The sequence below is a fragment of the Microbulbifer mixtoriginis (SeqCode) genome (assembly GCF_052467705.1).
Genome location: NZ_CP174322.1, coordinates 3,568,377 through 3,593,951, shown reverse-complemented (window position 1 = coordinate 3,593,951; position 25,575 = coordinate 3,568,377). Strand labels below are relative to the sequence as shown.

Annotated in this window: 19 protein-coding genes; 9 read left to right on the top strand and 10 right to left on the bottom strand. The window is 45.1% G+C overall.

The features are described 5' to 3' along the window. Positions 1-292: 292 nt before the first annotated feature. Positions 293-574 carry a hypothetical protein gene (locus tag ACJJIB_RS15680; RefSeq protein WP_444886785.1) on the bottom strand — a complete coding sequence of 94 codons (282 nt, stop codon included), beginning with the start codon at positions 572-574 and terminating at the stop codon, positions 293-295. A 169-nt stretch (positions 575-743) separates the two neighbouring features. Between ACJJIB_RS15680 and ACJJIB_RS15675 the strand changes: the two genes are divergently transcribed. The 3 genes from ACJJIB_RS15675 to ACJJIB_RS15665 all read left to right on the top strand — a co-directional run bounded on the left by ACJJIB_RS15675 (position 744) and on the right by ACJJIB_RS15665 (position 2,984). Next, complete coding sequence (locus ACJJIB_RS15675) at positions 744-986, top strand: hypothetical protein (protein ID WP_252082508.1); 243 nt, start codon at positions 744-746, stop codon at positions 984-986. Positions 987-1,221: 235 nt separating this feature from the next. Next, positions 1,222-2,571, top strand: a complete 1,350-nt coding sequence (gene pcaB, locus ACJJIB_RS15670) for a 3-carboxy-cis,cis-muconate cycloisomerase (RefSeq protein ID WP_444886784.1) — start codon at positions 1,222-1,224, stop codon at positions 2,569-2,571. After that, entirely contained in the window at positions 2,568-2,984 is a 417-nt protein-coding gene (locus tag ACJJIB_RS15665) for a nuclear transport factor 2 family protein (RefSeq protein WP_444886783.1), read from the top strand. Before pcaB ends, ACJJIB_RS15665 begins: the two co-directional genes overlap by 4 nt. Before the next feature lie 63 nt (positions 2,985-3,047). Here ACJJIB_RS15665 and ACJJIB_RS15660 read toward each other — a convergent pair whose 3' ends face one another. Then, complete coding sequence (locus ACJJIB_RS15660) at positions 3,048-6,155, bottom strand: cellulose binding domain-containing protein (protein ID WP_444886782.1); 3,108 nt, start codon at positions 6,153-6,155, stop codon at positions 3,048-3,050. Positions 6,156-6,921: 766 nt separating this feature from the next. On the opposite strand from ACJJIB_RS15660, the gene ACJJIB_RS15655 reads away from it, so the two are divergent. After that, positions 6,922-9,006 (top strand): neutral/alkaline ceramidase, encoded by a 2,085-nt coding sequence (locus tag ACJJIB_RS15655; RefSeq protein ID WP_444886781.1) that lies wholly within the window; start codon positions 6,922-6,924, stop codon positions 9,004-9,006. Positions 9,007-9,095: 89 nt separating this feature from the next. On the opposite strand, the gene ACJJIB_RS15650 is transcribed toward ACJJIB_RS15655, so the two are convergent. After that, complete coding sequence (locus tag ACJJIB_RS15650; RefSeq protein WP_444886780.1) at positions 9,096-10,013, bottom strand: haloalkane dehalogenase; 918 nt, start codon at positions 10,011-10,013, stop codon at positions 9,096-9,098. Between the two features lie 493 nt (positions 10,014-10,506). Between ACJJIB_RS15650 and ACJJIB_RS15645 the strand changes: the two genes are divergently transcribed. Then, positions 10,507-10,992, top strand: coding sequence for a hotdog fold domain-containing protein (locus ACJJIB_RS15645; RefSeq protein ID WP_444886779.1), 486 nt, complete (start codon positions 10,507-10,509; stop codon positions 10,990-10,992). 242 nt (positions 10,993-11,234) lie between these two features. Beyond that, positions 11,235-11,717: a hypothetical protein gene (locus tag ACJJIB_RS15640; RefSeq protein WP_444886778.1), complete on the top strand. Its 483-nt coding sequence runs from the start codon at positions 11,235-11,237 to the stop codon at positions 11,715-11,717. A gap of 123 nt (positions 11,718-11,840) precedes the next feature. Here the strand turns inward: ACJJIB_RS15640 and ACJJIB_RS15635 are convergent, their stop codons facing one another. From ACJJIB_RS15635 to ACJJIB_RS15610, 6 genes are all read right to left on the bottom strand, one after another. Then, positions 11,841-12,350, bottom strand: coding sequence for a 6-carboxytetrahydropterin synthase (locus tag ACJJIB_RS15635; RefSeq protein WP_444886777.1), 510 nt, complete (start codon positions 12,348-12,350; stop codon positions 11,841-11,843). A gap of 269 nt (positions 12,351-12,619) precedes the next feature. Next, positions 12,620-13,207: an endonuclease dU gene (locus ACJJIB_RS15630; RefSeq protein WP_444884251.1), complete on the bottom strand. Its 588-nt coding sequence runs from the start codon at positions 13,205-13,207 to the stop codon at positions 12,620-12,622. A 3-nt stretch (positions 13,208-13,210) separates the two neighbouring features. Continuing rightward, the gene (locus ACJJIB_RS15625; protein WP_444886776.1) at positions 13,211-13,768 is read right to left on the bottom strand and encodes a DUF1415 domain-containing protein; all 558 of its coding nucleotides are present in this window, start codon (positions 13,766-13,768) and stop codon (positions 13,211-13,213) included. An 8-nt stretch (positions 13,769-13,776) separates the two neighbouring features. Then, complete coding sequence (locus ACJJIB_RS15620) at positions 13,777-14,310, bottom strand: DUF2058 domain-containing protein (protein WP_252082489.1); 534 nt, start codon at positions 14,308-14,310, stop codon at positions 13,777-13,779. Between the two features lie 144 nt (positions 14,311-14,454). Beyond that, positions 14,455-15,549, bottom strand: a complete 1,095-nt coding sequence (locus tag ACJJIB_RS15615; RefSeq protein WP_252082487.1) for a PaaI family thioesterase — start codon at positions 15,547-15,549, stop codon at positions 14,455-14,457. 119 nt (positions 15,550-15,668) lie between these two features. Further along, positions 15,669-17,141: an alpha/beta hydrolase gene (locus ACJJIB_RS15610; protein WP_444886775.1), complete on the bottom strand. Its 1,473-nt coding sequence runs from the start codon at positions 17,139-17,141 to the stop codon at positions 15,669-15,671. A 786-nt stretch (positions 17,142-17,927) separates the two neighbouring features. On the opposite strand from ACJJIB_RS15610, the gene ACJJIB_RS15605 reads away from it, so the two are divergent. Both ACJJIB_RS15605 and ACJJIB_RS15600 read left to right on the top strand, forming a co-directional pair. Further along, on the top strand, positions 17,928-18,443 hold the full coding sequence (locus tag ACJJIB_RS15605) for an RNA polymerase sigma factor (protein ID WP_444886774.1): 516 nt from the start codon (positions 17,928-17,930) through the stop codon (positions 18,441-18,443). Positions 18,444-19,052: 609 nt separating this feature from the next. Further along, the gene (locus ACJJIB_RS15600; RefSeq protein WP_444886773.1) at positions 19,053-22,064 is read left to right on the top strand and encodes a TonB-dependent receptor; all 3,012 of its coding nucleotides are present in this window, start codon (positions 19,053-19,055) and stop codon (positions 22,062-22,064) included. Between the two features lie 316 nt (positions 22,065-22,380). On the opposite strand, the gene ACJJIB_RS15595 is transcribed toward ACJJIB_RS15600, so the two are convergent. Beyond that, positions 22,381-22,863: a PraA/PraB family alkane oxidation protein activator gene (locus ACJJIB_RS15595; protein ID WP_444884255.1), complete on the bottom strand. Its 483-nt coding sequence runs from the start codon at positions 22,861-22,863 to the stop codon at positions 22,381-22,383. 1,138 nt (positions 22,864-24,001) lie between these two features. Here ACJJIB_RS15595 and gnd point away from each other — a divergent pair. Continuing rightward, positions 24,002-25,522 carry an NADP-dependent phosphogluconate dehydrogenase gene (gene gnd, locus ACJJIB_RS15590; protein WP_444886772.1) on the top strand — a complete coding sequence of 507 codons (1,521 nt, stop codon included), beginning with the start codon at positions 24,002-24,004 and terminating at the stop codon, positions 25,520-25,522. Positions 25,523-25,575: the final 53 nt, after the last annotated feature.

The window sequence follows — 25,575 nt, the reverse complement described above, 5'->3', positions numbered from 1 at the left end:
TAGCTGTGATTCTTGGTGGTTAGATCTCTATACCTATTTTGGAGTATTTGCTTTTTTTAAGAGAGGGTTGATGCAGGTTTAGTGTTTGTTTTGTTTTCTTTTGAATGGTGAATGATTTTTTTGTGCTCAAAAATATTTCAAGAGCATGCTTTTTATTTTGTGCTTTATCGTTTTTGATTGATGCAGTTGTAGGCTTTCTGGTTGTTAATGACTTCATTTTTGATGTTTTTATATTTTTTGATTTCCTGTCTTGAGATGCGGGTTATTGATCTAAATCAATGATTTCAATATCTTATTGGGTTAAAGGGGGTTGCTCTTGTGTTGGTCGATGTGTGAAAAGGGTATAGTTGTCGCACTTGTAAGTCTCACTGGTAATATTTTTGTGTGATCTAGGTACTTTAACGTTGTTGTCTTTAGAGTTTCCAAAGATGGCTTTCTCCTGGTTGGTAGGGGTTGATACTAATTTATTTTCGCCTGTTTGAGTTGATTTCTTTGTGGCTGCAAAAAAGGATTTAGTGGCGGCTTGCTCTTGGTGGTTATAGAGTACATGTTTTATTTTTTCAGTCAGTAACATTAAAGATTGTTTAGGGATTTGTGGGTATTTGTAGCCAGGTTCTTGAGGGGATGTTTTATAGAACCAATTACACTAATAGGAATGGTTCGACATAACTATAGTAGATTTCATGAATTTTCATGTTTTATATGCCAAAATTATAGTTCCTTGAGCGGTAATTGGACCAATGATGAAATTGGAAGAAGATGTAGTTGATGCAATTGAAAGTGGCCAAATGATTCAAGCTATGAAGCTTCTGCGTGAATACAAGAATATTAATCTTAAAGAAGCAAGAATAATTGTTAACACCTATGTACGTGAAAAAAACATACAGTCATCACCTGCAGAATTACCTGGTCGGGCGGGATTAATTGGGCTTCTGCTCCTGTTGGCTATTACCGGATACTTAGCATTTGGCCTAGGTGCTGGTTAGCGGCGAAAATCTCAACTTTGCTTCAATTTGATTACATAATTTCTTAATTTGACCCGGTTAAGTTTACCAGCTATGGATCATACCAATGTCTCTGAAAGTTGGGACTATTGTCTACTCTTTAAAGAAAATGTGGCATATGCACACTGATGCTTGTATTTACCTCATTTTATGCTCTTCTTGATTATTACACTTTGCTTTAAAGCGCTGCTGTTACCTGTTATTTGGGAGGTTAACAATGGCTGCAACTCTTATAGACTCGCAGGTCTTTTCTGGTCTCTTTAGCACTCCTGCCATGAGTGAGATCTTTTCTGACCGGCAAAGAGTTCAGTACTACTTGGATGTAGAGGCTGCCTTGGCCAGGGTACAGGCGAGACTTGATATCATTCCCAAAGAGGCAGCAGATGAGATTTGCCAACATTGTCGTGCTGAAGAAATTGACCTTGAGCAGTTGAGATCCCAGACAGAGTTAATTGGCTATCCGGTATTTGGAGTTGTACAGCAGTTAGTTGAGCGTTGTAAGGGGGGGCTAGGGCAGTGGTGCCACTGGGGCACAACAACTCAGGACATTACCGACACCGCTACTATATTGCAGATTCGTGCAGCATTAAAGCTTGTGGAGACGGAAGTAGATGAAATCGCCGGTGCGCTGGCCGCTCTAGCCGAGGATTACCGGGATACGCCAATGGTTGCGAGAAGTAACCTTCAACAAGCTGTACCAATTACCTTTGGCTATAAAGCAGCTGTGTGGTTAGCGGGTTTTCATCGGCACCAGCAACGGCTTGCAGAAATTAAGAAACGAGTCCTAGTCGGGGAATTTGGTGGTGCTGCGGGAAACCTAGCCTCCTTGGGAGATCAAGGCCTAGCGGTGCAGGCTGGACTTATGAAGGAGCTTAATCTCGCTATACCTGTTATCGCCTGGCATACCATGCGTGATCGGATAGCTGAAGTCGCCTGTCTATTGGGGTTAATCACCGGCACTCTGAGTAAGATAGCCCTAGATATCAAACTGATGGCACAGACAGAAGTCGGGGAGGTCACGGAGCCCTTCACTGCGGGGCGAGGTGCTTCTAGCACTATGCCGCAAAAGCACAACCCAGTTTCCTCAGTATATATGAGTGGAATAGTGCCCATTGTGCGACAACAGGTGGCGGCGTTACTCAATGCTATGGAGGAAGATCACGAGCGTGCGACGGGAACCTGGGAGGTTGAGTGGGTGGTTCTTCCTGAAATCTTTTGTTTATCCGCTGCGGCATTGGCACAGGCGAAGTTCGCGTTGCGGGGTCTCAATGTACACCCAGATAATATGATGCGAAATTTACAGATGACTGGAGGTTTGGTTTCTTCTGAAGCGGTGATGATGGGGCTAGGCCCAAAGATTGGCCGTGAGAAAGCTCACGATCTTGTTTACAAAATTTGCTGTCAAGCAATGGAAACTGATCGCCCATTTGCGGATCTATTAAAGGAGAATAATGAGGTTTCTAAGGCCTTAACCGATAATGAAGTGGATAAGCTGCTTGATCCCAATAATTACCTTGGGCTTTGTGGTGAGATGGTGGATCGAACTTTGGCTAGGCAAGATAAATGATGAAGAAACGTGTAGATACTAAAGATACCGAGCAGCTCTGTTACCAATATCTATCTGCCTTGGAGCGGGGGGACTTGGATATACTTCTTTCACTGTTTACAGAACATGCTTTGGTCTATTCGCCAATTTTTGGGAAATGCTCAGTAGAGAGTTTTTATTCCTATATTTTTCAGTCAATTAGCGATCGTGCTATGAAACTGAACAATATACTTTCGGGTGTGTTAAAGACTAACCAAGTTGCATTACATCTTAGCTATACCCGGTCAGTAGAAGGAAGAGGTCCGGCCACAATTGATGTGGTAGACCTCTTCGATTTAACGGAAGATTTCAGTACTTTTATGGCTGTAACAATTATTTATGATACCGCACCAATTCATGGGGACTTTATATCTTGCAAAAATGCTCCGGAATAAATCACTTCTATTTTTTAATGGATACTAGAATTTTTAGAACTCCTTTCTAATAGCTAATAGGGGCTATTTTACTGATACAGCAGCAAAAGCTTGCAGTAATCCAGTTTTTGGTGTGCTATTAGGGGTAGGACAGTTAAAATTTTCTGAGTGCCCATAGTTATAGCCATACAGCAAGTTGCAGGCCATAACTTTATGTCCGGCTGTTGTTGGGTGTACAGAATCACCTGTCGGTACAATATTGCCCTGATCAACAAGAAGAATCTTTACCGGAGGAGTGATGCTAGCAATAGTACTTTTGATTTTCGTGTTGTAATAGTCTGTACAATGGTTGGAAGGGTCCTGACCATCCAAATTCGTTCTACGGGGAATGGTGGAAATTACAAAGGCAATTTTATTATCCGGTATACCCATTGCACTTAGGTGGCTGTATATTTTGCCCACCAACGTTGTTTTATCTCGAGTATTATTGCTAGAGATAATGCTTTCCACTACTTCGTCTAGGCGCTTGGCCGTTAGACTCCCAGCCTTCGGAGCCGCACTACATTGGGTAGCACCATTCCGGTTGAGATGGGTGATATCGTTTGTGCCCAGCTGGATAGGCACAATAATAGCATCTGATGCCGCCAGATTTAGGTTTAATGGGCAGGTTTGGTTGTCTAACCACCCTGCGCTGTTATCACTTTCACGACACATTTCAGTAACGACAGAATTAAAGTAGGCAATAGCATCTGCGCAGCTGGCAGAGCTATAACCTGCTGGGATTTGATGGCCTGTAGGATTAAGAAAGCACTGCATATCGCTCGTACTTGCTCCAGGAATTCCGGTATGCCAGTAATTTCCAGTCTTCTTCTCTACTCCATCGGGTCCGGTTGGGCCACTCACAGTACCAATAGTTTCTACGGGCTGACCATTATAGCTAATGGTCAGGCTGCCGTTATTATCGCTACTGCTTAGGGGAAAGCTGGATTTCCCATCAGAGGCCTCGACGATTTGCTGCCAGATTTGTGAGCGGAACCCCATTGAGTTGTAGGGCAGGGTGGTCATACCATAGGTGATTGAATCCCCGATAAACCAAAGTTTGATTTTACCGGCACCATCCTGAGAGGAGCTTCCGCTATCGTCGGGTTGGTTTCCGGCTACGGGGGGAGTTGCTGGATTGCCGGTGCCAACCTGGGATGAACCGCTGGCTTGGCAGGTGGCAGTAAGAGTTGGCTGACTATTGGTTCCGCTATACTCGCCATTAAATCCAAAGGCACGTGCCTCTCCTGGTGGAATAACATCCTGGCCGCTAGCGGTTACTGAGCCAGAGTGGTCAACCACCTCAGCATTCCAAAAATGGGTTACTTTTTGGTTGCCCGGCCATTGCCATTTTATTTGCCAAGCATCCAGTGGCTGATCCCCGGTATTGCGTATGACAACATTGGCCATAAATCCATTACCCCAGTCATTTTGAATGGCGTATTCCACCGTACATTGACCTGAGGCTTGGGGTTGTTCTGCGGGTGTTGGCTCAGTTCCAGTATTAGTGCCGTTCCCAGTGTTCGTACCTGATGTGGGCTCAGTGGTGTTGTCAGGTTTAGTAGCAGTAGAGGATTCAAACCATTTTAGGGCAAAAGCGCGGAATTCAGACTCTGAGGGTAAAGCCCCCTGCTTGGTGTGATAGTTATTTAGATAGCTCTTGGCATCAGTGTAAAAATTCTTGTGGGTTTGATAAATCTCCTTTTTATTGCCATTGTTATCAATCAACCAGTAACCGACAAATTCTTTAATCCAGCTATCGTATTCGTTCCCGTACATCTGCCAGTAAAGAATAAAGGGAGAGCCCCACTCAAGAGAGGTTTTAATTACATTGCGAGACAACATATCTTGCGCTTCACCAGAGCGGGTGCCCCAGTCTTTAAACCAAGATTCACCGTAACCGTATTCACCGATAAACACCCGCTTTTCGAAGGGCAGGCCAGTTTTTTGCGGCAGTTTTGACTCAATAAAGTCCAGTGCTTTGGTTAGCTCGGCGTGTAGGGTGGCAAAATCAGAATGTTTCTCTTTGGTAGTCAGATCATAGGCTGAGTAGGAAACGAGGTCGACATTGGTGTGTGGTAACACGGCGTTGGTGATGCGCTCTTTACCCTGCATTGCGGATTCAACCCGATTCACCTCTACATAGTGATACAAGTTGACGTTGGAGTGGGGAATATTGGCCTTGGCATCTTCAATGGCTTTTTGGCGAATATTGAGCCAGTCGATCAATCCCTGAATACGCAGCGGATCAATCTTCACTTGGTTGTCGTTCCGTGTTCCATCGGCTTTTTGCACGAGGTTCCAGTCACCCTCCCAATGACCGATCATAAACGTTTTACCTGAGCCGCTGTATTTCGTTAACAGATACTCGGCCATCGCATAAATCTTATCGTACTGCCAGGTGAGCTCTTCCTGAGACATGCCTTTATTGTCCATCCAAGATCCGGAGTCCTCCACCCAGAACATATAGTGGGAGAAGTCCATATCAAGCACCTCTCGGTAAGCGGGTACTTCTTCCAGCATACGTTTGAACTGGTAGTCAAGGCCCAAGCCGTTAAGCTCATCGTACAAGCCGGTAGACAGGGCGATCTTAAGTAGGTTGGACCCCATTGCGCGGATGGCTTTAGCGGATTCGACTAGAGAGCCTTCGCCTGTGAAACTGTACTTAGGGCTGATAGTCTGGGTGCCCAAAATATAGTTGTAGCTCTCTATTGCTGATAAGGGCGGGCTGGTTTTCGGTGGCTCTGATGTTGTCGGTGGAGGGGTTTGCTGATTCTGACAACTGGCATTGATTTTGGAGGGGGCTTGTGTTCCTCCAGAGTAGGCGATATTAAAGCCAAAAGAGCGAGCCTCACCCACAGGAATATTGGCAAAGTCACCTGTACCTTCCGCTGTTGCAGTATTGCCATTTTGGGAAATTTTGGCATTCCATGAGCCGTCAATTACCTGGTCTCCGGGCCATTGCCAATTAAGGTTCCATCCATTAATAGGCTCTGTGCCAGTATTGCGGACCACTACAGAGGCCATATAGCCCTTATCCCATTGACTTTGGACAACCATATTGACCTTACAGTTGGTTGCGGCCATGGAGAGAGGTGTGATGCCGAGTAAGAATAGGGAGGTGAAACCCGCTTTGAGTAATTTAATACGCATTTGCTAACCACTGCTTATTCATTATTTGCAACTCATCTTAGGGCCCTTTCTGGGCAATAAAGTTTCTTTTTGGAATATCGGGATTTTCATGACTAAATAGCCAAGGTATATTTTTCTCTATTTTATCCCATTTGTAGGTCATTTTATCCGGAAAAGACCTGGCCATACTTTGATCCCCTTCCCAGCATTCCTCAGCGATTGTTTACTGGAAGCCTATGAGTTTTATCGGTCTTTTTTTCATTACGTCCTTTATCGCCATGGTAGATGAGCGGCTGATCAGGTGTTTGTTAGAACGCGTGAGTCATCTTTTTATTGTTGTGCTTTATAAGATGAATAGTGCTGTCAGTTGGCGCAAACAGAAATAATTAATTGTTATTTCTGTTTTTTACTGGGTTGGTATTACTTTGAAATTTATCATGTCAGATTTATTTTGGCGGCCGTTGAGTTCTGTTAACCACACTGACTGGGATAATTAGAGTATGCTGGCACCCGCGTGCCTTTACAGAATAATAAACGCCTGGTGCGATCAAGGACATCGACCCTGCCGATCATTCTTCGCAGTTTCTAGAATGCTAAGGCAGCGGTACTAGGAAGAGAGAACCGTTGTGAGTAGTTGGTAATTACTCACAGGTATCCACTGGTTCGGCCAGTTTTTATCACACAATATCAAGCTGATTTTTTCGGAAGGGACTGGCTTCTTGGCGCCTTGAAATCAAGGATAGAGGGCCTTTGAAAGGACTTTTCGTATAAAAATTATGGAGAAAAAATGAAGACAAAAATAATTCGATGGTATACCACATTTTTTATACTGCTTGGATTCTCCCCCCTGGCTCTTAGTGCAGAGTGGCTGTTAGGTACGGGTAAATACGATATCACTGGGCCAGCCGCCGATGTTGGTATGGTTGGTTATGGAGAAACCAGTCAGACAACCAAAGGAATTCATAGCCGCTTGTGGTCCCGTGCTTTTGTAATTGCCAATCCTCAGGATAGTCAGCGTCTGGTATTTGTTTCCGCCGATTTACAGAGTATTACTCAAGGTGTTAAACAGGGTGTGGTTGCCAAGCTCAAGAGTAGGTATGGCAACGACCGCTTTACAGATGAAAATGTGATGCTCACGGCCACCCACACCCACGTAGGCCCTGGAGGTTATGATCACTATGTGATGCTCAATATGAGTGCACTGGGTTATGCGGAAGATAACTATAACGCGATCGTAGAAGGTATCTACCAATCTATTGTTATGGCAAATAGCAGTTTGGCAGAGGGCGACATTTACCTGGAGCAAGGTACCTTGCTCAACACGAGTATCAACCGCAACCCGGAGCCCTACGCGCAAAATCCGGATACGGGCAATTACCAATACGATACCAACAAAACTATGACGCAGCTCAAACTGGTTAATGCGAATAATAAAGCATTGGGTATTATTAACTGGTTTGCGCTACACAATGTTTCACTTGGTACCGGTCAACGTCAGTTGAGTAGTGATCACAAGGGAGCTGCCAGTTATTTATTTGAGCAATGGGCTTCAAATCAGACAGATTCGACAGGAAATCTTGTTGCGGCCTTTGCCAATAGCAATCTAGGTGATGCTTCTCCCAATATTTGTGGCCCAGGGAATGGTTGTGGCTCCAGTGAATATGAGAGTCTTGAGTTGGCTGCAGAAAAACAGGCAAACAAAGCGAAGTCTCTTTACAGCACCTCGAACAATAAATTATTGAACAATCTTGATTATCGCCATCAATACATATATTTCCCCGGTTATACCGTAGCCGGGGAATATACTGGCGAAGGGCAGCAAAACATTTGCGAAGGTGCCGTGGGCTGGTCATTCACAGCTGGCTCTTCCTGGGATGGTCCCAGTGGGATTGATGGTATTTTCGAGGGGATGTCAGTTGAAAACGAAGGCGTTGAGTGGGATCGCAGCGAAAGCCTATTCGAATCAGTGATCAGAGGTTTCCCGCTCTTTGGGTTAATGAACGCCTTCTCTGCGGCTGCCGTTTATAAGGATACACAGGATGATCCTTGCCAATATCCCAAACCCACTTTTGTTGAGCGTAAAGTAGTAGGGCAACAGCTGTATACCCCTTATCTGCCATTTCAGATGTTTCGCATTGGGTCCCTGGTCCTAGTGGCTGCGCCGAGTGAAATGACCACTATGGCTGGTCGCCGCCTGGAAGAAAAGGTATTGGCCTCAATGCAGGGGCACGGTGTTACCAGGGTAGTTATTGCCGGTTTGGCCAATGCTTATACCGGTTATGTGACCACTCATGAAGAATTTGACAGACAACACTATGAGGGGGGGCACACGATCTATGGGCCCAATACCTTGGCGGCTTATCAACAGATTTATACAGGCATGGCCAACGCCATGAATAATAATCTGGCGGTGGATGCAGGGCCGACACCAACAGATTTATCGAATGACCAAATTATTCATGTCATTGGTGTCGTCTACGATGATAAGCGCCTATGGGAATCCTTCGGCCAGGTTTGGAATGATGTACGTAGCAACTATTCTGTTGGTGATACTGTCTCCGCGACTTTTCGCTCCGGTCATCCCCGTAACGATTTCAGAACGGGAGATACCTTTATAGAGATTCAACGTAAGGTAAATGGCAACTGGGAAACCTACCTTACTGACAATGACTTGGATACTCGCTTTATCTGGACACGGGATACTGCGGTAGACTGCCTGGCCTGCTCCTTTGCTGAAGGGCAGTGGGTAATTGGTGAGGATACTCCTGCGGGTACTTATCGCATAAAACACAAGGGAAACTGGAAAAGTGGCTGGACAGGGAAGGTTAGCAGCTACTCAGGGAAGTCGAGCAGTTTTACTGTCAATAACTGAGTTGTGTTGATCAAATTATTCGATTAGTAAATCAGGCCGTTAATTCGGCCTGATTTAGATGCAATGAACACTAATTTTTTAACTTTTAACTATTGGGCAGGTTTTTGTAGTTGAAAATGAGATAGGGCTTTTTCAGCAATTTCCTTGCCATATTCCTGTACGAAGTGACCAGCCTCTTCAAGCTTGAGAGGCGGAGGACAATTTTTGATAATCCCCCTAAGCATTTCCATTACTTTTTCACCGAGTACGGCATCCCTCATTCCAATTGCCATAAAGCTATCGCCTTCCCAGGTCTTGGACCAGAAATTTCTGGCCTCTAGCCCCAGTTCTACACCCTCCATGTCGGGATCAACGGGAACAATTGAGGGGAAGCGACGAACACCGGCCTTATAGCGGTTATCGGGAAAGGGAGCATCATAAGCTACTATATCAAATAGATTGATTTCCGATCTGGCATCAGTGGCAATTAAGCCACCTACCGGTATCTCTGGAACACTGACAGAAAAATTTCTCCATTGATAAAAACCTTCCGAAGCGCCATCTCCCGCTGCAATCGCAGTATTCATTACCAGTAATCGTGTAAATCTTTCCGGCATATCCATTGGCAGAGTGAGGCCTAGAAGTCCACCCCAGTCCTGGCATACCAAAGTGATATTTTTTAGGTCTAGGTGTTCAATAAGTTGTATCAGGCTGTTGCGATGAAAATTAAAGGTGTAAGTATTGTCATCTGTTGGTTTATCGGAACGACCAAAACCAAAGAGATCAGGAGCAATAACCCGGTGCCCAGCTTCTATGAATACTGGAATCATTTTTCGGTACAGATAGCTCCAGGTTGGCTCCCCATGTAGGCAAAGAAATGTTGTTTCTGCATCAGAGGTGCCTTCATCAATGTAGGCCATACGCATTGAATCGTATCCATCCAGAGTATCGATGTATTTTGGTTGATAGGGAAAGCCTGGCAGAAGGGAAAAGCGCTCTTCGGGAGTTCTTAATCGCTCAATAGGCATTGGCAAGCCTCTTTTATTAAATGTTAGTATTTAGACTTTTATGATTTTAACTTACGAAATTAAACAATAACCAGCATACAAGTTAAAGGTGGTTTTTAGGTTTTTTTGATTTTGCTGTAGATTCATAGGTAAAATTTCTTCAAGTATTACATGTTGTCGATAAGAAATGGTTCTCACAATTCACAAGCTATAGATTGATATTTAAGTTCCGGTGAATGTGTTTTTAGCTTTTTGACCTTTACTTTCTATTTAAATGCTAATTTCAGTGCAGGGTTGGTATGCATGGTTAAACTGTGGATGAGAGCCTACACAGGCTTGAGTACAGGTCATCTTCCGCTTCCTTTGTCTTTGGGCAACCCCTAGGCGCACTTGAGGGTCAATTACCCTGATAGTTCTGATTACCTGATTTAGAGAAGAGATGTTGTATAGTGCCCCCGTTAACAAGCCCCTTAGCAAAGGGCTTATCAGTAAACGGTTAAGGTAGTGAGACAAGATGGAGTATCAGTCCTCGAAGAGTGCAGTTTTGCAGCTTTGGAAGAAGTTTGGTGGTTCGGCGTTTGGGCGTTGGACAGTTTCGAAGGTGGTCGCTTTCAAAGCACCTTACTTTAGGTCTATTAAGCCCTGCTTTGCTGAGGTATCACCGGGGCGTGTAGAAGTATTGCTGAAGAAACGTTGGGGAGTGACAAACCATATAGGCACAGTGCATGCGATTGCGATGTGTAATGCTGCCGAACTAGCCGGCGGGGTCTGCTTGGATGTTTCTCTGGATCGCCGCTTTCGTTGGATACCCGTGGGGATGGAAGTTAAGTACCTGAAAATGGCTAAAACCAACCTGCGTGCGGTTTGTGAGTATCCAGATTTTGCATCTATTCAGGTTGGTGATGTGGTTATGCCCGTGGGTGTCTTCGATGCTAACGGTGAGGAAGTGTTTCACGCGGACATCACCATGCGTGTATCTCAGCGCCCCACAAACAAGTAAAGGCTGCGGTTGGCAAATGGGGTTAGGTTTTTAGACTGTCACAAGTCGCGGAAATTGACCGAAATTGAGGGCAGGTAGTCCTCATAGTCCTTTTCTGAGTATCTGAAATATAACAGTCTTGGCCTAGATCACTGCTTATAATCTATACAGTCAATTGAGCCTCGTAAGTGGATGTACGGAGGCCGTGAACGTCGTAAAATAGTTCACTTCTAAGAGTAATCGATCGACTGGCTGGAGGAGTTATGGGTTTAATTTGGGATATGAGTCATTCGATATCCGCCTTTAAAGCGGTAGAGGGGGATAATACTGTGTATGAAATATATAATGCGGAAAGTCAGGCATTAAGCAGTGAGGGTATTCATCAGGATCTTGCCGAAAGCCTTGAGCTGGCTATTTCGAAGCTAAGTAAAAATGTAAATGATAGTTCTCGTTATTTCCTTATTCAGTGGGAACCCATCAGCTCGCAATTAACCCTGGCCGTCACGGATGACCAAAGAAAGAATGATGCCCAGGCTGTTGTTCGCTGTCACTTCACCGCGCTGGAAAAGCAATTTCAAGAATCTCAGTTTAAAACTGATGACGACAAAAAATCCGCTATAGCTGAATTTTCTGAAGATTTACACTTTTGGTGCAAGGAGTTTCTTTCAACGGACCAAGGGTTTAGCCAGTTTTCTTTAGTCGCTCTTTTTACCTCTGGCTCGAGGGATAGCGCTGTTATTCTATAGATTGCAGTACCTTTTAATATTCAGGGTTACTTTCATTAAAAACCAGTGAAAATAGCCTTGAAATGTACCCGAGTGGTCCACTCTAAGTGAAACTTGTTTTGCTATCACTCTCCACTATTTTAATTACAGATCTACAGAGAACTCTGTATACCAATTGTTGGTTTCCCAGACTTTGATCTTTTCGAAATTAATATCTAGGTCTGAGCTATTGGCGGCAACTCTTTGATGAATGGCACCATGCCAAGCTTTAGCGAGGTTTTCGGAGCTTGGTTTAAAGGGTGTTATACACAATTTCCCAATTTTGGAGTTCGCTTGAATAAATTGTGCCTTTTTTTGTTGTTGATGGATTATGCTCTTGTATTCTATGGAGTTAATAATTTCCTTTAAAAAGGGGTCTTGATAATCAATAATCGTAGCATGATCGCAGAGATCCTGAATCTCAGCTTTAAATATTTTTTTCAGGAATGACATGTCGGTGGGGGGATCTTGGTATTTTGCTCTGCATGTACATTCCACTCGATACCTGTAACCAACAAAGCCTTCTTCCAGCTTATTATCCTCTATATAGGCGTAATTTACTTTCTTGGTGATATTGAGGTCAAGGCAGTAGGTGATATTGAAGTATTGAGGCATTGGAGTGATCCTGATTTACTCAGATTACTATTGCTTGCTGCTGAGTATAATAGATATTTTGAGATATCTTGGGAGGGTTGATCAATATGGGGGAGAGGAGCTGAGCAGAAAGATCGATAAAAGAATTCCTAACAGCCTATTTTGAGATACAGGTCGCCGATAATAGTTTGGTATCCAATGAAAGATGTCCTCACTCTTAGCCTTATTTGGATTGTGGAAAGAATAAATTCAAAGGTGCCAAGGATAAGAAAATACATTAAAGAGATGTTTCAGGCTCTGTTCCCACTTTGTCCAGTCATTACTGCTGCGCCTATCATATGCGCTAAACGCAGGGCTTCAGGCACATTGCCGTTATCAGTAGCTTGCTCAAGTATCTGGGCGGCAATGTTCGGGACACAGCCCTGTACCTGAAAGTAAAAATTACGGTGAGAATAAACCTTGCCTGCTTTAAGTAGAATCTCCCTGCGTAGTGAATAATCAGGGAAGTTTTTCAGGGCTTTATTAATGGCTGACATATCCGGTGGTTTACGCATTACCGCGATACAGGGGCGCTTCAAGGATTCAGCCAGTTTGGGGAGATCTATGATATTAAAGCCTCCAACGGCGACGCCATCAATCAGTACCACGTTAATCTGGGGGTAAAACTTGCTGCTTTGCAATATTTGCGTGATAACTTCAGTAGCATCCATGCCGTCTTTTTGTACCTCACCCCAGAGCATGCCTTCAAAGCGGGTATCGGTACATATTATCCCGCTGATGTTTACAGGTGAGCCCCGCTCTTTTTGGAAAGGGGCATCGTCAAAGCCAATAATGCGGAGTTTCTTCTTCAGGCGAAGAAGTTCTGCGATGGGCTTCATCGTTTATTTTTTCAGCTGCTGGAAAAGGTAAGGAAAGAGTTTTAGCTTCTCCTCCTGAGTAAGAGACTCTACCCGTTGGATATTATTTTCCGGAATAGCTTCCGGGTTTGGGTAAAGATCAATCATTTTGGCTAGGTTTTCTTCCCGCAGCAGGTGCAAAATCGGGTAGGGTGCCCGATTGGTGAGGTTCTCGGCATCCTCTGGGGCAGTACCTGCGAATTGATAGTCCGGATGGAAGCTGGCCAGCTGATAGATACCTTCGTAATGGTTGCGCTTCAGTAGCCATTCGGCCTGATCGAGGAATTGATTGTAGTCAGCAAAATCCTTTAGGCAATTTGGAATAATCAGCAGGGTAGTCAGGAGTTCGTTTTCCGGCGTACTGTCGAGTCGTTGAAGCTCAGCAAGGAGGTCTGCCAGTAAAGCATCCTCGTTGTTTGCCTTACAGACCTTATAACGAATCTGGCCTGCGCGTAGTGGTTTGCGCGCAAAAGGGCAGAGATTTAGGCCCACCACAACATCGGTGAGCCATTGTTCCACTGCCTGTGTAACTTGTTGCTCCATGTATCGGCTTACCACATCAGGTCGTCGGGGATCTGGAAGTCGGCGTAGGGGTCGTCTTCGTCCACCGAGGTCGAAGTTTCGGTAGGTTTGACAATGATTTCAGTATTGCGCTCGGCAATTTTGTCGGCGATCACTCTGGGTACCAGTTCAAACTGTTCACCCTGGGCGACAATCACCAACCGGCCGGCAATGAGATGATCCCGCAGGATTTCACTGACATAGATAGTTTTGATTTTTTTATCAAAGGTAAAGTTATAGGCAGTTTCACCTGAGTAGGGCTGGCGGTTGTTGTTCACCAGCTGCTTGATTTGTGCTGCGATGGCCTTCTGTTGAGCCGCAGCGTCACGTTCGGCATTCAGAGCGCGATCCCGTGCAGCCTTATCCGCACGCGCTTGCTGCGCGGCTAACTTCGTTTCATCTACCTGTGGTTGTGAAGATTTCTTTGCAACTTTCTGTTGCTTGCGCTTTTCCTTACCGATCTGTTTGGCTTTTTTCTTGTCGACGAGTCCTGCTTGTAACAGCTGGTCTTGCAGTGAGGCCATAGTATGTTTCCTGCAATAGTAATTGGATTGTGCCGCCAGTAAGTTTGGTGGCTACTTGGTCAAAGTGTAATTGGGGACTTACCCCTTTCATAGATGTGGGGCATTTTACCTGAAGATAGCCGCGGTGCTGGCAGGGAATTTGATTTAAGGGGTCCAGGGCTTACCTGAGGTAGCGGTAGCAATGATCTCGTCGGGCTCTTTACCATCGCTCAACATTTGTGCACCCCCTGGAATCATTAGTGCTGAGCCCGTGGCAATTGCCACGCGTTTGCCGCTGGGGGTATCGATATTACAAGAGGAAACCCGTAGCTGGCGGCCGCGGTGAAGAACTTGCGCCTCGAGGATCAGGTCCCCACTGTTGAGCTTGGCTGGTCTGGCAAAGCGGATATGCATATCTAAGGTGGCAAATATACTGCCCGCCGGTAAGGTGGAATATACGGCCGCCCCCATAGTGAAGTCCGCCGCCCAGGCCAGCAGTCCTCCGTAGATAGACAGGGTGCCGTTAGAGAACCAGGGGGATGAGGGCATGGTAGAAATACAGCGGCCGTTCTCGATTTCGATGGCGCGGTAACCGGTGAGCAACCATACGGGGTGAATGCGACCCTCATTGATGGTAGTTCGCTGAAGCTCAATAGGTACCTGTTCCGGCAGATGCCCCATATCACAGAAATAGGGTTTGGGTGGCGGTCTGAGATAGGGGTCTGGGGGATCGGTTGGTCCCAGGTCTGGCAGAGGTAGCTCCTGATCAGGATTGACTGGGAAGTCTGCAATCAGGCAGCGAGTACTTCCATAGGCGAGGGTTCTGCCATCTTGATCGTTGATCTGAATGCTGGAGAGCCCCACCTGGCTACCGGAATGCACAGTCGTGGCCCGGCCAACAATATTCTGAGTATTGCTGGTAATTGGCCGGATAAAACACATATTCAACTCAGAAGTGCTAAGTACTTTACCGGCCGGGAGAGTCGTCCAAATTGCAGAGGCGAGGGGCGCGTCGGCGAACATCGCGTAAATACCACCCCAGTAGACCCCGGTGCCGTCTGCCAGCCAGGGAGTGATGGGCATTGAGTAAGTGGCTTTGCCCAACCCTGCTTCCGTTGGCTGCATACCTGTGAGCCGCCAAAAGGGCGGTCCCGGCAAACTTCCACGAATATATCGTTTGAAAGTCTGTAGACCGGGTTGTTGCAACGCTCGCAGGTCGCAGATGGCACCACGATGAACTTCGTCGGTGATATTGGTCATCCCCCGCCTCCAATTTCATCTATTGAAAGATTAATGTGCAAGGGCTGGGTAAACGAGGGAATGTGGGCTGGATATGGCAGCAGGCACTATTGACCTGCCGCTATCTGGGTGGGCAAGCCTTATTGTGGTGAAAAATCTGGTAAATCCACCGTAAGAGTGGTTTTTTCGATTGGGCGCCCCTCCATGAACGAGTTGATGGTGTCTTGTATCGCTGGGGATGCCATAAATAAATTGTGACCGGCATTTTCTACTGTTACCAGTGTGGCATTACTAAGTCCTGCCATTGCCTCATGCTGGCTCTCTATGTAAGTTCTGCCATCAAGAGTGCCACTGAATAGCAAAATGGGAATATTGCTATGGGGGTTGCTGCGAAAAGCATCACCCAGGTCCAATTGCTCAGCCAAGCCATCGTAGTGATAGGAAAAGTTGAGATAGTCACTTAACAGGGCGGTTTTTGCTTGCTCCTTCACTTCAGACTTTCGCTGTGTGCTTATACCTGAGGCTATATCTATTGCCGTTGGCATGGCACTCAGGGAAATTGGAGAGCCTGGACTCAAGAATCCATCGGGGAAGTAGCGTCTGGGAACTCGATCGAAAGCCGGAACACGCCCCAAATCAAGAGCTCGATAGAAGCCTAACAAGTGGGCGACACTTTTGGGGTCGGCAATAAAAGCGGAGGCAATTTGTTGTATGTCTCTACGCTGAAGCAGGTAATCCAGAGTGTGGCCTTCCCGCTGAGGGATCTGGATTTTGACTGGGGCTCGCTCCAGCTTTGTGTGCACTCTATCGATAAGAACCTTGATGTCAGGGTAGGCCGCTTTGGCTGTGGGTTGCTGGTCCAGGGCGAGTTGCAGTCGATCTAAATAAGAACCCGTTCGCGCGGGTAATTTAACAGTCTGATCCAAGCCCTCAGCACTGGAAAGGATCACTCTGTCTATAGAGTCTTCTATCTCCCTTATTGCGGCTAGAGCAAGGTGGCTGCCGTAAGAAGTGCCCCATAACACAATCTTCTCTACCCCCAGATGTTGTTTCAGCGCCTTCAGGTCGCGAGCGTTTTCCAGGGTGTTGTAACCGGCTAGATCGACCCCCTTTTGATGCCAGAATGCTAGGCATTCACGCAGAGCTTCGCGATGATATTCGATGTATTGGCTATCAGTTGTTTTTTTCAGGGCGGGAACAACCTGCCGAGATTCACAGTGAGGCAGATCGTTGGAGCGGCCGGTGCCACGCTGGTCCAGGGCGATCACATCGCCGTACTCCCGTAAAGCCATAAACATATCAAAACGATAGTTGACGGCCATGATGCCCGATCCACCAGGGCCACCGGCAAGATAAATAATCGGCGGGCCCGACTTTTTTCCGGTTGTAGGGAAGCGCACATAGTGAAGTTTCAGTGAGCGGCTCTCCGGATTACTACGATTCTCTATTACCTCAAAGAAGCCCTTATAGCCGTCTGCAGTCTGCTTATTCCAGGTCGTGAAAGTAAATGCCTCTTCATTAGCAGGAGATTTGGCATGGGTGGTTGTTGTACCAACAAGGAGACTTAAAAGTAGAAAGACCTGTAAAAAATGGAGATTGAATGTAAAACTCATTGACTACCATCCTTCCCTAGAGTGAATTTTTTGTATTTTTATACTTGAAAAATCTTGATTGAGCCAGCTGATGGTAAAAGAGGTGAGTCTCTTACCTTTGCTGAAATAATTGAAACCCTTTCATATTCGTAAGCTTGGAGCTTTCAGTCTTGAATGTTATTGAGATTATGAACTGTCATTCAATTCAACCTCTTACTTCAATCGATGGTCCTATGGCTTGATTTCATAACTCTTTACTCTCCGTAGGGTGTGCATTCGTACCATCTTGTGATTTGTTTGGTTGGCGCTATCTATATGTGAGGATGGCTTTGCATAGAATGATTGGCAATTCTGAGTTGATGAGCATTGGGAATCTCTCGTTGGAACAAGGTGGGGGCGGCACAGTTTGCTTGAAAGGTCCTCGATTGGTAGATTAACTTCGATTAATTTTGTTGATACTCAGGTTGAGGATGAGAGGTGGGAAAATAGTTCTGGAGATTATTTGATTTTTTGCTCTCATTTATAAAAAGGCGTTTCATTTTGCTCAAATAGTCCTTTCAAGCATTTATCAAAAAATTTTGTGAGGTTATTCTGTTAACTCTCCTTAACGTGGTTGTTTTTAATCTTCTTTCGCTGTGACCAAGTAGTTTTTATGTTTTGCTTGGCCTGATTTTTAGGGGGGAGTTGTTACAGATAAATAACAAGAATAAATTTCTGGATTTCGTGGATTTTGCATTGGTTGTTTGTCTAATCTTTTCTGTGTCTGGGGAGCACTAAATATCATTTGAATCACATGTGTGTTTCACTATGGATAATTTTCATCAAAAAGATATTTCAGCTTGGGTGGATAAGTATCGCCCAGGATTAAAACGATACTTTTCTTCTCGAGTAACTTCAGCTGATGTTGATGACCTAGTGCAAGAGGTTTTTGCTCAGTTACACTGGCATCTTAATCAGTCCGATATAGAGATAGAAAATCCAAGAAACTATATCTATACGGTAGCTAAAAATCTGTTGGTTAGTCACAGTCGGTACCACAAGTCCCGATGTCGAGCCTTCCATGAGTCACTTTCCCTTGATTATGAAATTCCCGATGTTATTACACCGGAGCGTACAGTAATAGGTATGCAGGATTGTCGGTGTGTCTTAAAAGCAATTCTGGGGCTGCCACCACGTGCAGGGGCGGCATTCAAATTTCACCGTTTTGAGGGATTGACTTACCAGGATATTGCCGAACGCATGGGGATCTCCAAGGAATCTGTAAAGGAACTTATCCAGCGCGCATTAATTAGGGTTAGGCGGGCAGTGGAGGAGGTTTCATAACCTGTTTTTCTCGGATATTTAATCAGGCTATCATCCAGTTAAAGATTGGTTAAGTACAAGTGTTTTAAATTACAGGTTAAGTCTATCTGTGCAAATTTTAGAGTCTAGTACTTGAATTTACGCCTATTCACCTAAGCATATTGATGCTTGCCTCTCAAATAGAAAACTTCTCTACTTTTATTGTCTCCTTCATCTTCAGATGGTTTTTGCAGATTTAAAGATTTTCTAAAAAGCTATATTTATCCCCAATTGTAAATCTGCTTGCACTTACTTGAACTACACTCGAAAAGACCTTTTGGAGGCTAGTCTTTTTTATTTATGAAAGGTGAGAGCTTCCTGCTTGAAATAAGTTGCCCTTTTTAGTGAGTGTAACGCTGAGAAGGCGGAGTTTGTAACTTTTGGTCACCGCTATTGTTTGGTTGTGTTAATTGTTGTTTTATTTAATCTCCTTGATTTCTGGGGGCGAATATTTAGTAAATGTGGATCTGAAAAATCTGGGGTTAGATCCCCCCGACTGTGCTGTAAATGCGTCTTAAACCTAGTTAGGCCTGAGATAAGGTGGTGTTTGGCTGACAGAAAAACAGAGAAAATATAATAGAGAGAATCAGAATGATGATGAGCCTGCGTAAGCAAAAAAATTTGATTGCACAAGCGATTCGTGCCACCAATCCGCTCAATCAAACAACGCCCTGGTACAGCGCTGCAATAGCCTGTCTGGTGATGTCTACCGTTTCCATTGCGGCCCTAGCCCAGGAGGAACAGGATACGGAAAGAAGTAGCCGCTCCAAACAGCCGATCGAGGAAGTGACGGTAACGGCCCAGAAAATTGAGGAGAGTATCCAAGATGTTCCTATTGCAGTTTCGGCACTCTCTGGGGATAGCATGGATGCCTTGAAGATCGAACGTGGTGAGGAACTACTACGGGCGATACCGAATGTAAACTTCTCCAAATCAAATTTTAGTACCTATAACTTTTCCATTCGCGGTGTTGGCACCAAGGCAGTTTCTGCCGCCACAGATCCTGCAGTGGCAGTGAGTTTTAATAATGCTCCATTGATTCGTAACAGGTTGTTTGAGCAGGAGTTTTTTGATGTTGAGCGGGTGGAAGTGCTACGCGGACCACAAGGCACATTGTATGGTCGTAATGCCACAGCTGGTGTGGTTAATATGTTGCCGGTTATGCCAGAGGATGAGTTTTCCTCTGAAATTAAAGCGGAGATAGGTAGTTATAATTCGAAGCGTACTAGCGGTATGTTTAATTTACCCATTGGGGAGACCATGGGGTTACGCCTCTCCGGTGCTATGACCAAGCGCGATGGATTTGATACTAATACCTATACAGACAATGACGTTAATGATCGTGATCTTTATTCCACTCGGGCAATTTTTGAGTGGGAGCCTTCAGAAACATTTAGCGCCAATCTAATTTGGCAGCATTTTGAGGAGGATGATAAGCGTTCACGTACAGGGAAGCAGCTCTGCACGACAGATCCAGGCGTTTCAATGATTGGAGATGTTGAAGTACCAGAAAATTTCACAGGTTTTTTTAGTCAAGGTTGTTTACCCGGCTCAATCTATAGTGATGAAGCATATGGTACAACCAATGCTAAGGGGCTTGCATTTGTTGTTGCTCCGCAAGCACTTCTTCAAGGCTATTATCCGGTAATGAAGGAATTTCTTCCAAATCCTTATGCCAATGCTGAGCAGTCCAGGGATTTGCGTGAAATTGCTACCAGTTTTGATCCTGTGTTTCGTGCTGAGAATGACTTGGTACAGTTAAATTTTGCATGGGAAATGAGTGATACTCTTACATTTTATTCCCAGTCGACTTATGCCAAGGACGACTATTACTCTTCCCAAGATTACAACCGGTATGTGTCAGACTCGATTTTTAGTGATTCTACTGAATATGGATTGGATCCAGGCCCTACGCCCGGTGGGATCTATACCGATCCACAGTTAGGTCCTTCGGATGGCGTCTTGGCAGTGGATATCAGCCGATCTGATAACAAACAGTGGAGTCAAGAATTCAGATTGCAAACATCCTTTGATGGCCCTTGGAATTTTGTTGTGGGAGCTAATTATCTAGATTTTAAGACTCAGGATGATTATTTTGTATTTAATAATATGTTCTCCCTGATTGCCGAGCATGTATACAATGGCGTTGATGATCCTGAGGCTGGTTTGGGTACAGAGAATTGCACGGACCCTCAGAACATTGAGGGTTTTCAAGATTGTATGTATGTAGATTACAACTCATTAGAGAATATTGATGAGGAAGGTCATAATTATTTCCTCAGTCGAAATCTAGTGGAAACACGATCCTGGGCTATTTTTGGTGAAACCTACTGGCAAATTAATAATGATGTAAAGCTTACCACTGGTCTACGCTACACGAATGATCGCAAGCGTTCCACACCGGTACCCAGTCAGTTATTACTGGGAACAGAAACTGATAATGATACCGGTGAGATCGTTCCTGGCCCTGCCTCTGGGGGGCTGGTTTATAAAGGGTATCCGGAGGGTGATGCCGTTACTCAAAGCTGGAAGGAGTACACTGGGCGCGCTGTACTAGACTGGCGTACAGATACGCCCTTTACCGATGAAACTATGCTTTATCTCTCCTTTGCCCACGGTTACAAAGGAGGCGGCACCAATCCCCCTCGCGCAGATATTGATCCCAACGTTGTGCAATACCAACCTTTGGATGAAACTTTTAAACCTGAATTTGTTAATGCAATTGAAATTGGAACAAAGAATGTTTTACTTGATGGCAGCTTAACTCTCAACGCTAATGCTTTTTACTATGACTATAGCGACTATCAAGTTTCCCAAATTGTTGACCGTATTTCGTTAAACGAAAACTTTGATGCAGAGAGTATGGGGATTGAGCTGGAACTAGCATGGCAGCTTACAGACAACACTCGGTTAGATATGAATATGGGTTACCTAAAGACCCGTATTGCAGATGGTGAAGAGTCTATTGATGTAATGAACCGTACTCAAGGACATGAGGATTGGTTAGTGGTTCGTCCAAGTCTTCAAGTTCCTTCTAACTGTGTTGCGCCGAAAGATGTAGTGGAGGCGACATTTGCAATACCATACCCATTAATGCTTTGGGCTTTATGTGATACTACGGGTAGATGGGGTTCTTTCACACCGGAAATAGAGTCTAGCCAGTATTTCCATGAGTGGCTAAATATCGACCCCTATAACCCGCTCACTGATGCACCGAATGGAGCGAGAGGCTTTGCCGCCGATTTAAGTGGCAATGAACTGCCAAATGCCCCACGGTTCACAGTAAATTTGGGAGTGGAGCATACAATTCCTATCGAAGATTGGGACCTAACTTTGCGAACTGACTATTATCGTCAATCAGAGAGTTACGCAAGGGTTTACAATACAGAGTATGACCGTTTAAAGGCTTGGAGTAACCTCAATGCTTCAGTCAGTTTGAGTCATCCTAACTCAGAATTGTATATGCAGCTCTATGTGAAGAATATATTTGATGATGCACCGATCACAGACATGTTTACTAATAGTGATGATTCAGGTCTCACCACAAATGTATTTACTTTAGAGCCTCGTATTGTTGGGTTCAGTATAAGTAAAGGGTTTTAAACTCTGCGATTATGGTTGATTGACAGATTTAAATGTTAATTACCTCTTTAAGAGCACCTTGATCTGTTGGATAGGTTCTTCTGACAGATTGAGGTGCGTTTTTAAATGTAAACTTGCTATTTGATAATTTGCCAGTTTTTTGAATATTTCTTTATGAATTTTTAGCCGATTGCTAAAGCTTAGGTTCTTTGGCTGGTGATGGGTGAGTTGAGGGTGGTTAGGTTAGGTGGGTGTTTTGTTATAAGTCAATTAATTGTATAAGGGGCACCATCATGATTGCTGATAGTACCCCGTGCGTCTAAATTATAGGGGCTATCTAGGGTACAGTGAATGATGATTGTGGATTGGTAGATACAACGCCATTTATAACACAGGGAGATCCTGATCCAGTACTAGGTATTTGGGCATCATTAAAGGTAATTTTGCCTGTTGACTGGTCGAAACTTCCATTCAAATCTCCCGCGCAATTACCTGATACAGCTGCTACGTTTACATTTTTTAGGGTTACAGTATTGTTTGCATGTCCTACAAGGGCATATGGTAGCCCGCTAAAAGAAATAGTGCCGCAAATGTTAAGGAAACCTCCCGAGAGGGCCAGGCTTCCAACTGAGGCATCTGCTCCTGTAGAGTCGACACTTCCAGAAAGTTTACATTGAAGCAGGATACCTTTCTCTACTTCGAGGTTACCATCACTCGCTAGGGCGATTGCACCTGGGGGAGACCAGGTTTCTGCATTCGCCAGCCCGGCTACCCCAAAAGAGGCCAAACAGATAGAAGCAGCGGTAAGGATCTTTTTCATAATAATGGTGTTCCTAATATTTCTGTTAATTATTAATGCAGGCACATTACTTGATGCTTGGTCAATTTATATGCGCTACCTTTTGAAGCGTTCATCATCGCTGGAAAGTGATGAAACTTAGTTGACCTCAATAATAGGAGCCGACCCAGTTCCAACCCCTTCCATTTATAAAGACGAGTTGGGACGACCGTTGGGGGGATGTCTAGCCCAAATAGACGCAGATTTATTTGTGGGGCGTATTTCCTATCCTCAAACTCAATCTATTAATAGGTTGGTTTTATTTATGAATCGTGTGGGGGTAGGTTGGCGTACATAAGAAAAAGGTATTATATTGTTGATAGTGACATTCGCAGATTTATATAATTTTTGTTCTGTGGATCTTTATTAAGATTTCTGATGTGTTTTGAGTTGTGCAAAGATATAGGAATTTAGGAATTGTTCTCTCATTAAATTCAACGAGTTAAGAGTGCTTATATAGCTTTTGGTTTGTCAGTTTTCTCAACTTTATTTTAATCCTTATTTCATGTTTGTTTATAAGGTGTTTCCTGGTGGGGTGTTATGGCTGCTAATAACAAATCACTATCGGTGGCTGGGTTCCTGGTTATGGAAAGGTTTTATTGATTGTAATTTTTCTATTGGGTCGATTTAATCTGTCGATGTATTCCCAGTTCTGAGCAGTTAAGAAAATATCGACTATTTATAGACTTTCGTTAGTCTAATTTTCACTTGAGTTGGGAAATAAAGGAAATATATTTGAAAATATCTAAATAGTTAGAAACCCGATGAAAAGCATGAGGCTTCCAGTAAATGTCTTGTTGTGGATTGAATTAACATCAACGGACAGCGTGTAATTTTGCATAGGTCTTTTTGTAAAACTTTAAATATCTAAATTAACTCGGGCAGGCTTTTGTGGGGCTTACAGAGCGTGTATTTGGCATTAAAGGATAAAAGCTATCACGTTACCGGCTAATTTGAGGAAGTCCTTGGCGAAGGGCTAAGCTGTACCAGTTTCTACTTCATAAGCCGTTTTTACTATGGCTGGGGACGGTTTTGTTTGGTTTTTGCTCTCCCTGCCCCGGACTCATATTGTTATACTCCGCGCCCTTGAAAGCCCCCCTATCTTATGACGGAGAATTTGATGTCTGATTCACAGTGCGACATTGGCTTTATTGGCGCTGGTGTGATGGGTAAGAACCTGATCTTGAACTTGGCTGATAATGGCTATCGGGTCTGTGCCTTCGATTTGGATCACAACCGGCTCAATGCACTGCTAGAACAGGATAAAAAGGAACGTGGTGATCGGCCTGCGCGCGTGGAAACCTGTAACTCATACACTGAGTTGTTGGCTAAGGTCAAAGCGCCGCACTTGATCATTCTTTCTGTACCTGCAGGGGCGCCAGTAGATGATGTTTGTTGCAAACTGTTGGATGCTGGCCTCAAGGCTGATGATATTGTTGTGGACACGGGTAACAGCCTTTGGACTGACTCCGTAGAGCGTGCCAAGCGCTATGAAGGTAAGCTGATCTTCTTTACAACGGCAGTATCCGGTGGTGAGGTTGGTGCGCGATTTGGGCCGTCTCTGATGCCCAGTGGCGATCGCTACGCCTGGAGCCGTATCGAGCCCGTTTGGCACGCGATTTCGGCCAAAGTGGACAAGGCCAGTGGCCAGCCTATAGAGCGCTTTGAGCCGGGTAATCCGGTGAAAGAGGGTGAGCCCTGCGCGGCTTATATCGGCCCTATTGGTTCTGGGCACTATGTAAAAATGGTGCATAACGGCATCGAGTACGCGGATATGCAAATGATCTGCGAGGCTTACCATGTGATGCGCAGTGCCTTGGCGATGTCACCGGCGGAGATTGCCGAAGTGTTCCGTGAGTGGAATCGAGGTCCGTTAAACAGCTACCTGATTAATATCAGTGCTGAAGTGCTTTCCACCCTGGATTCTGTTACCGAACAACCGCTGGTGGATGTGATTTTGGATCGTGCGGGTCAGAAGGGGACCGGCCTTTGGACGGCTATCAGCAGTCTTGAAGTAGGCTGCCCTGCGCCGAGCATTGCCGAAGCGGTTTACGCCCGCTCCCTATCTACTCGCAAAATTTTGCGCACCCGCGCCTCGCAGAAACTCAAGGGCCCAGTTCTCACCCATGTAGCGGCAGAGCAGCGTGAGGAAGTGATCCAGCAGCTGCACGATGCCCTTTACTGCGCCAAGATCTGTGTTTACGCCCAAGGTTTTGACCTGATGAAACTGGCTGCGCGGGAGCAGGGCTGGCAGCTGAACTTCTCGGAAATTGCGAGAATCTGGCGTGCTGGCTGTATAATCCGTGCGGTATTCCTGCAATCGATTAGTGACGCCTACGATCGAGACTCCAAACTCTCTAATTTGTTATTAGATGACTTCTTTACCCAGCAGATCGCCGACCACCAGGCTAACTGGCGCCAGGCAGTGGCGAGTGCAACTCTAAATGGCATTCCGGTACCGGCGCTGTCTTCAGCTCTGAGCTATTACGACGCTTTCCGTTCAGAGTCCCTACCAGCCAACTTGCTGCAAGGGCAGCGGGACTTCTTCGGTGCGCACACCTTTTCACGGGTAGATCAGCCCGAGCAGCGCAAATACCATGTGCTGTGGGGTGAGCCGGGCCGACCAGTTGTGGAGATCTGAGCTTCAGAAAGCGACACTTTGACCTTGGGAGGGGCTTTCGTCCCGCTCAGGGT

Excerpts from the sequence above, each read along its gene's own strand:
- ACJJIB_RS15600 (WP_444886773.1), top strand. The coding sequence starts at position 19,053 with ATGATGATGAGCCTGCGTAAGCAAAAAAATTTGATTGCACAAGCGATT.
- pcaB (WP_444886784.1), top strand. The coding sequence starts at position 1,222 with ATGGCTGCAACTCTTATAGACTCGCAGGTCTTTTCTGGTCTCTTTAGC.
- ACJJIB_RS15610 (WP_444886775.1), bottom strand. The coding sequence starts at position 17,141 with ATGAGTTTTACATTCAATCTCCATTTTTTACAGGTCTTTCTACTTTTA.
- ACJJIB_RS15615 (WP_252082487.1), bottom strand. The coding sequence starts at position 15,549 with ATGACCAATATCACCGACGAAGTTCATCGTGGTGCCATCTGCGACCTG.
- ACJJIB_RS15640 (WP_444886778.1), top strand. The coding sequence starts at position 11,235 with ATGGGTTTAATTTGGGATATGAGTCATTCGATATCCGCCTTTAAAGCG.
- ACJJIB_RS15660 (WP_444886782.1), bottom strand. The coding sequence starts at position 6,155 with ATGCGTATTAAATTACTCAAAGCGGGTTTCACCTCCCTATTCTTACTC.
- ACJJIB_RS15680 (WP_444886785.1), bottom strand. The coding sequence starts at position 574 with ATGTTACTGACTGAAAAAATAAAACATGTACTCTATAACCACCAAGAG.
- ACJJIB_RS15675 (WP_252082508.1), top strand. The coding sequence starts at position 744 with ATGAAATTGGAAGAAGATGTAGTTGATGCAATTGAAAGTGGCCAAATG.
- ACJJIB_RS15655 (WP_444886781.1), top strand. The coding sequence starts at position 6,922 with ATGAAGACAAAAATAATTCGATGGTATACCACATTTTTTATACTGCTT.
- ACJJIB_RS15650 (WP_444886780.1), bottom strand. The coding sequence starts at position 10,013 with ATGCCTATTGAGCGATTAAGAACTCCCGAAGAGCGCTTTTCCCTTCTG.
- ACJJIB_RS15645 (WP_444886779.1), top strand. The coding sequence starts at position 10,507 with ATGGAGTATCAGTCCTCGAAGAGTGCAGTTTTGCAGCTTTGGAAGAAG.
- ACJJIB_RS15625 (WP_444886776.1), bottom strand. The coding sequence starts at position 13,768 with ATGGAGCAACAAGTTACACAGGCAGTGGAACAATGGCTCACCGATGTT.
- gnd (WP_444886772.1), top strand. The coding sequence starts at position 24,002 with ATGTCTGATTCACAGTGCGACATTGGCTTTATTGGCGCTGGTGTGATG.
- ACJJIB_RS15595 (WP_444884255.1), bottom strand. The coding sequence starts at position 22,863 with ATGAAAAAGATCCTTACCGCTGCTTCTATCTGTTTGGCCTCTTTTGGG.
- ACJJIB_RS15630 (WP_444884251.1), bottom strand. The coding sequence starts at position 13,207 with ATGAAGCCCATCGCAGAACTTCTTCGCCTGAAGAAGAAACTCCGCATT.
- ACJJIB_RS15620 (WP_252082489.1), bottom strand. The coding sequence starts at position 14,310 with ATGGCCTCACTGCAAGACCAGCTGTTACAAGCAGGACTCGTCGACAAG.
- ACJJIB_RS15665 (WP_444886783.1), top strand. The coding sequence starts at position 2,568 with ATGATGAAGAAACGTGTAGATACTAAAGATACCGAGCAGCTCTGTTAC.
- ACJJIB_RS15635 (WP_444886777.1), bottom strand. The coding sequence starts at position 12,350 with ATGCCTCAATACTTCAATATCACCTACTGCCTTGACCTCAATATCACC.
- ACJJIB_RS15605 (WP_444886774.1), top strand. The coding sequence starts at position 17,928 with ATGGATAATTTTCATCAAAAAGATATTTCAGCTTGGGTGGATAAGTAT.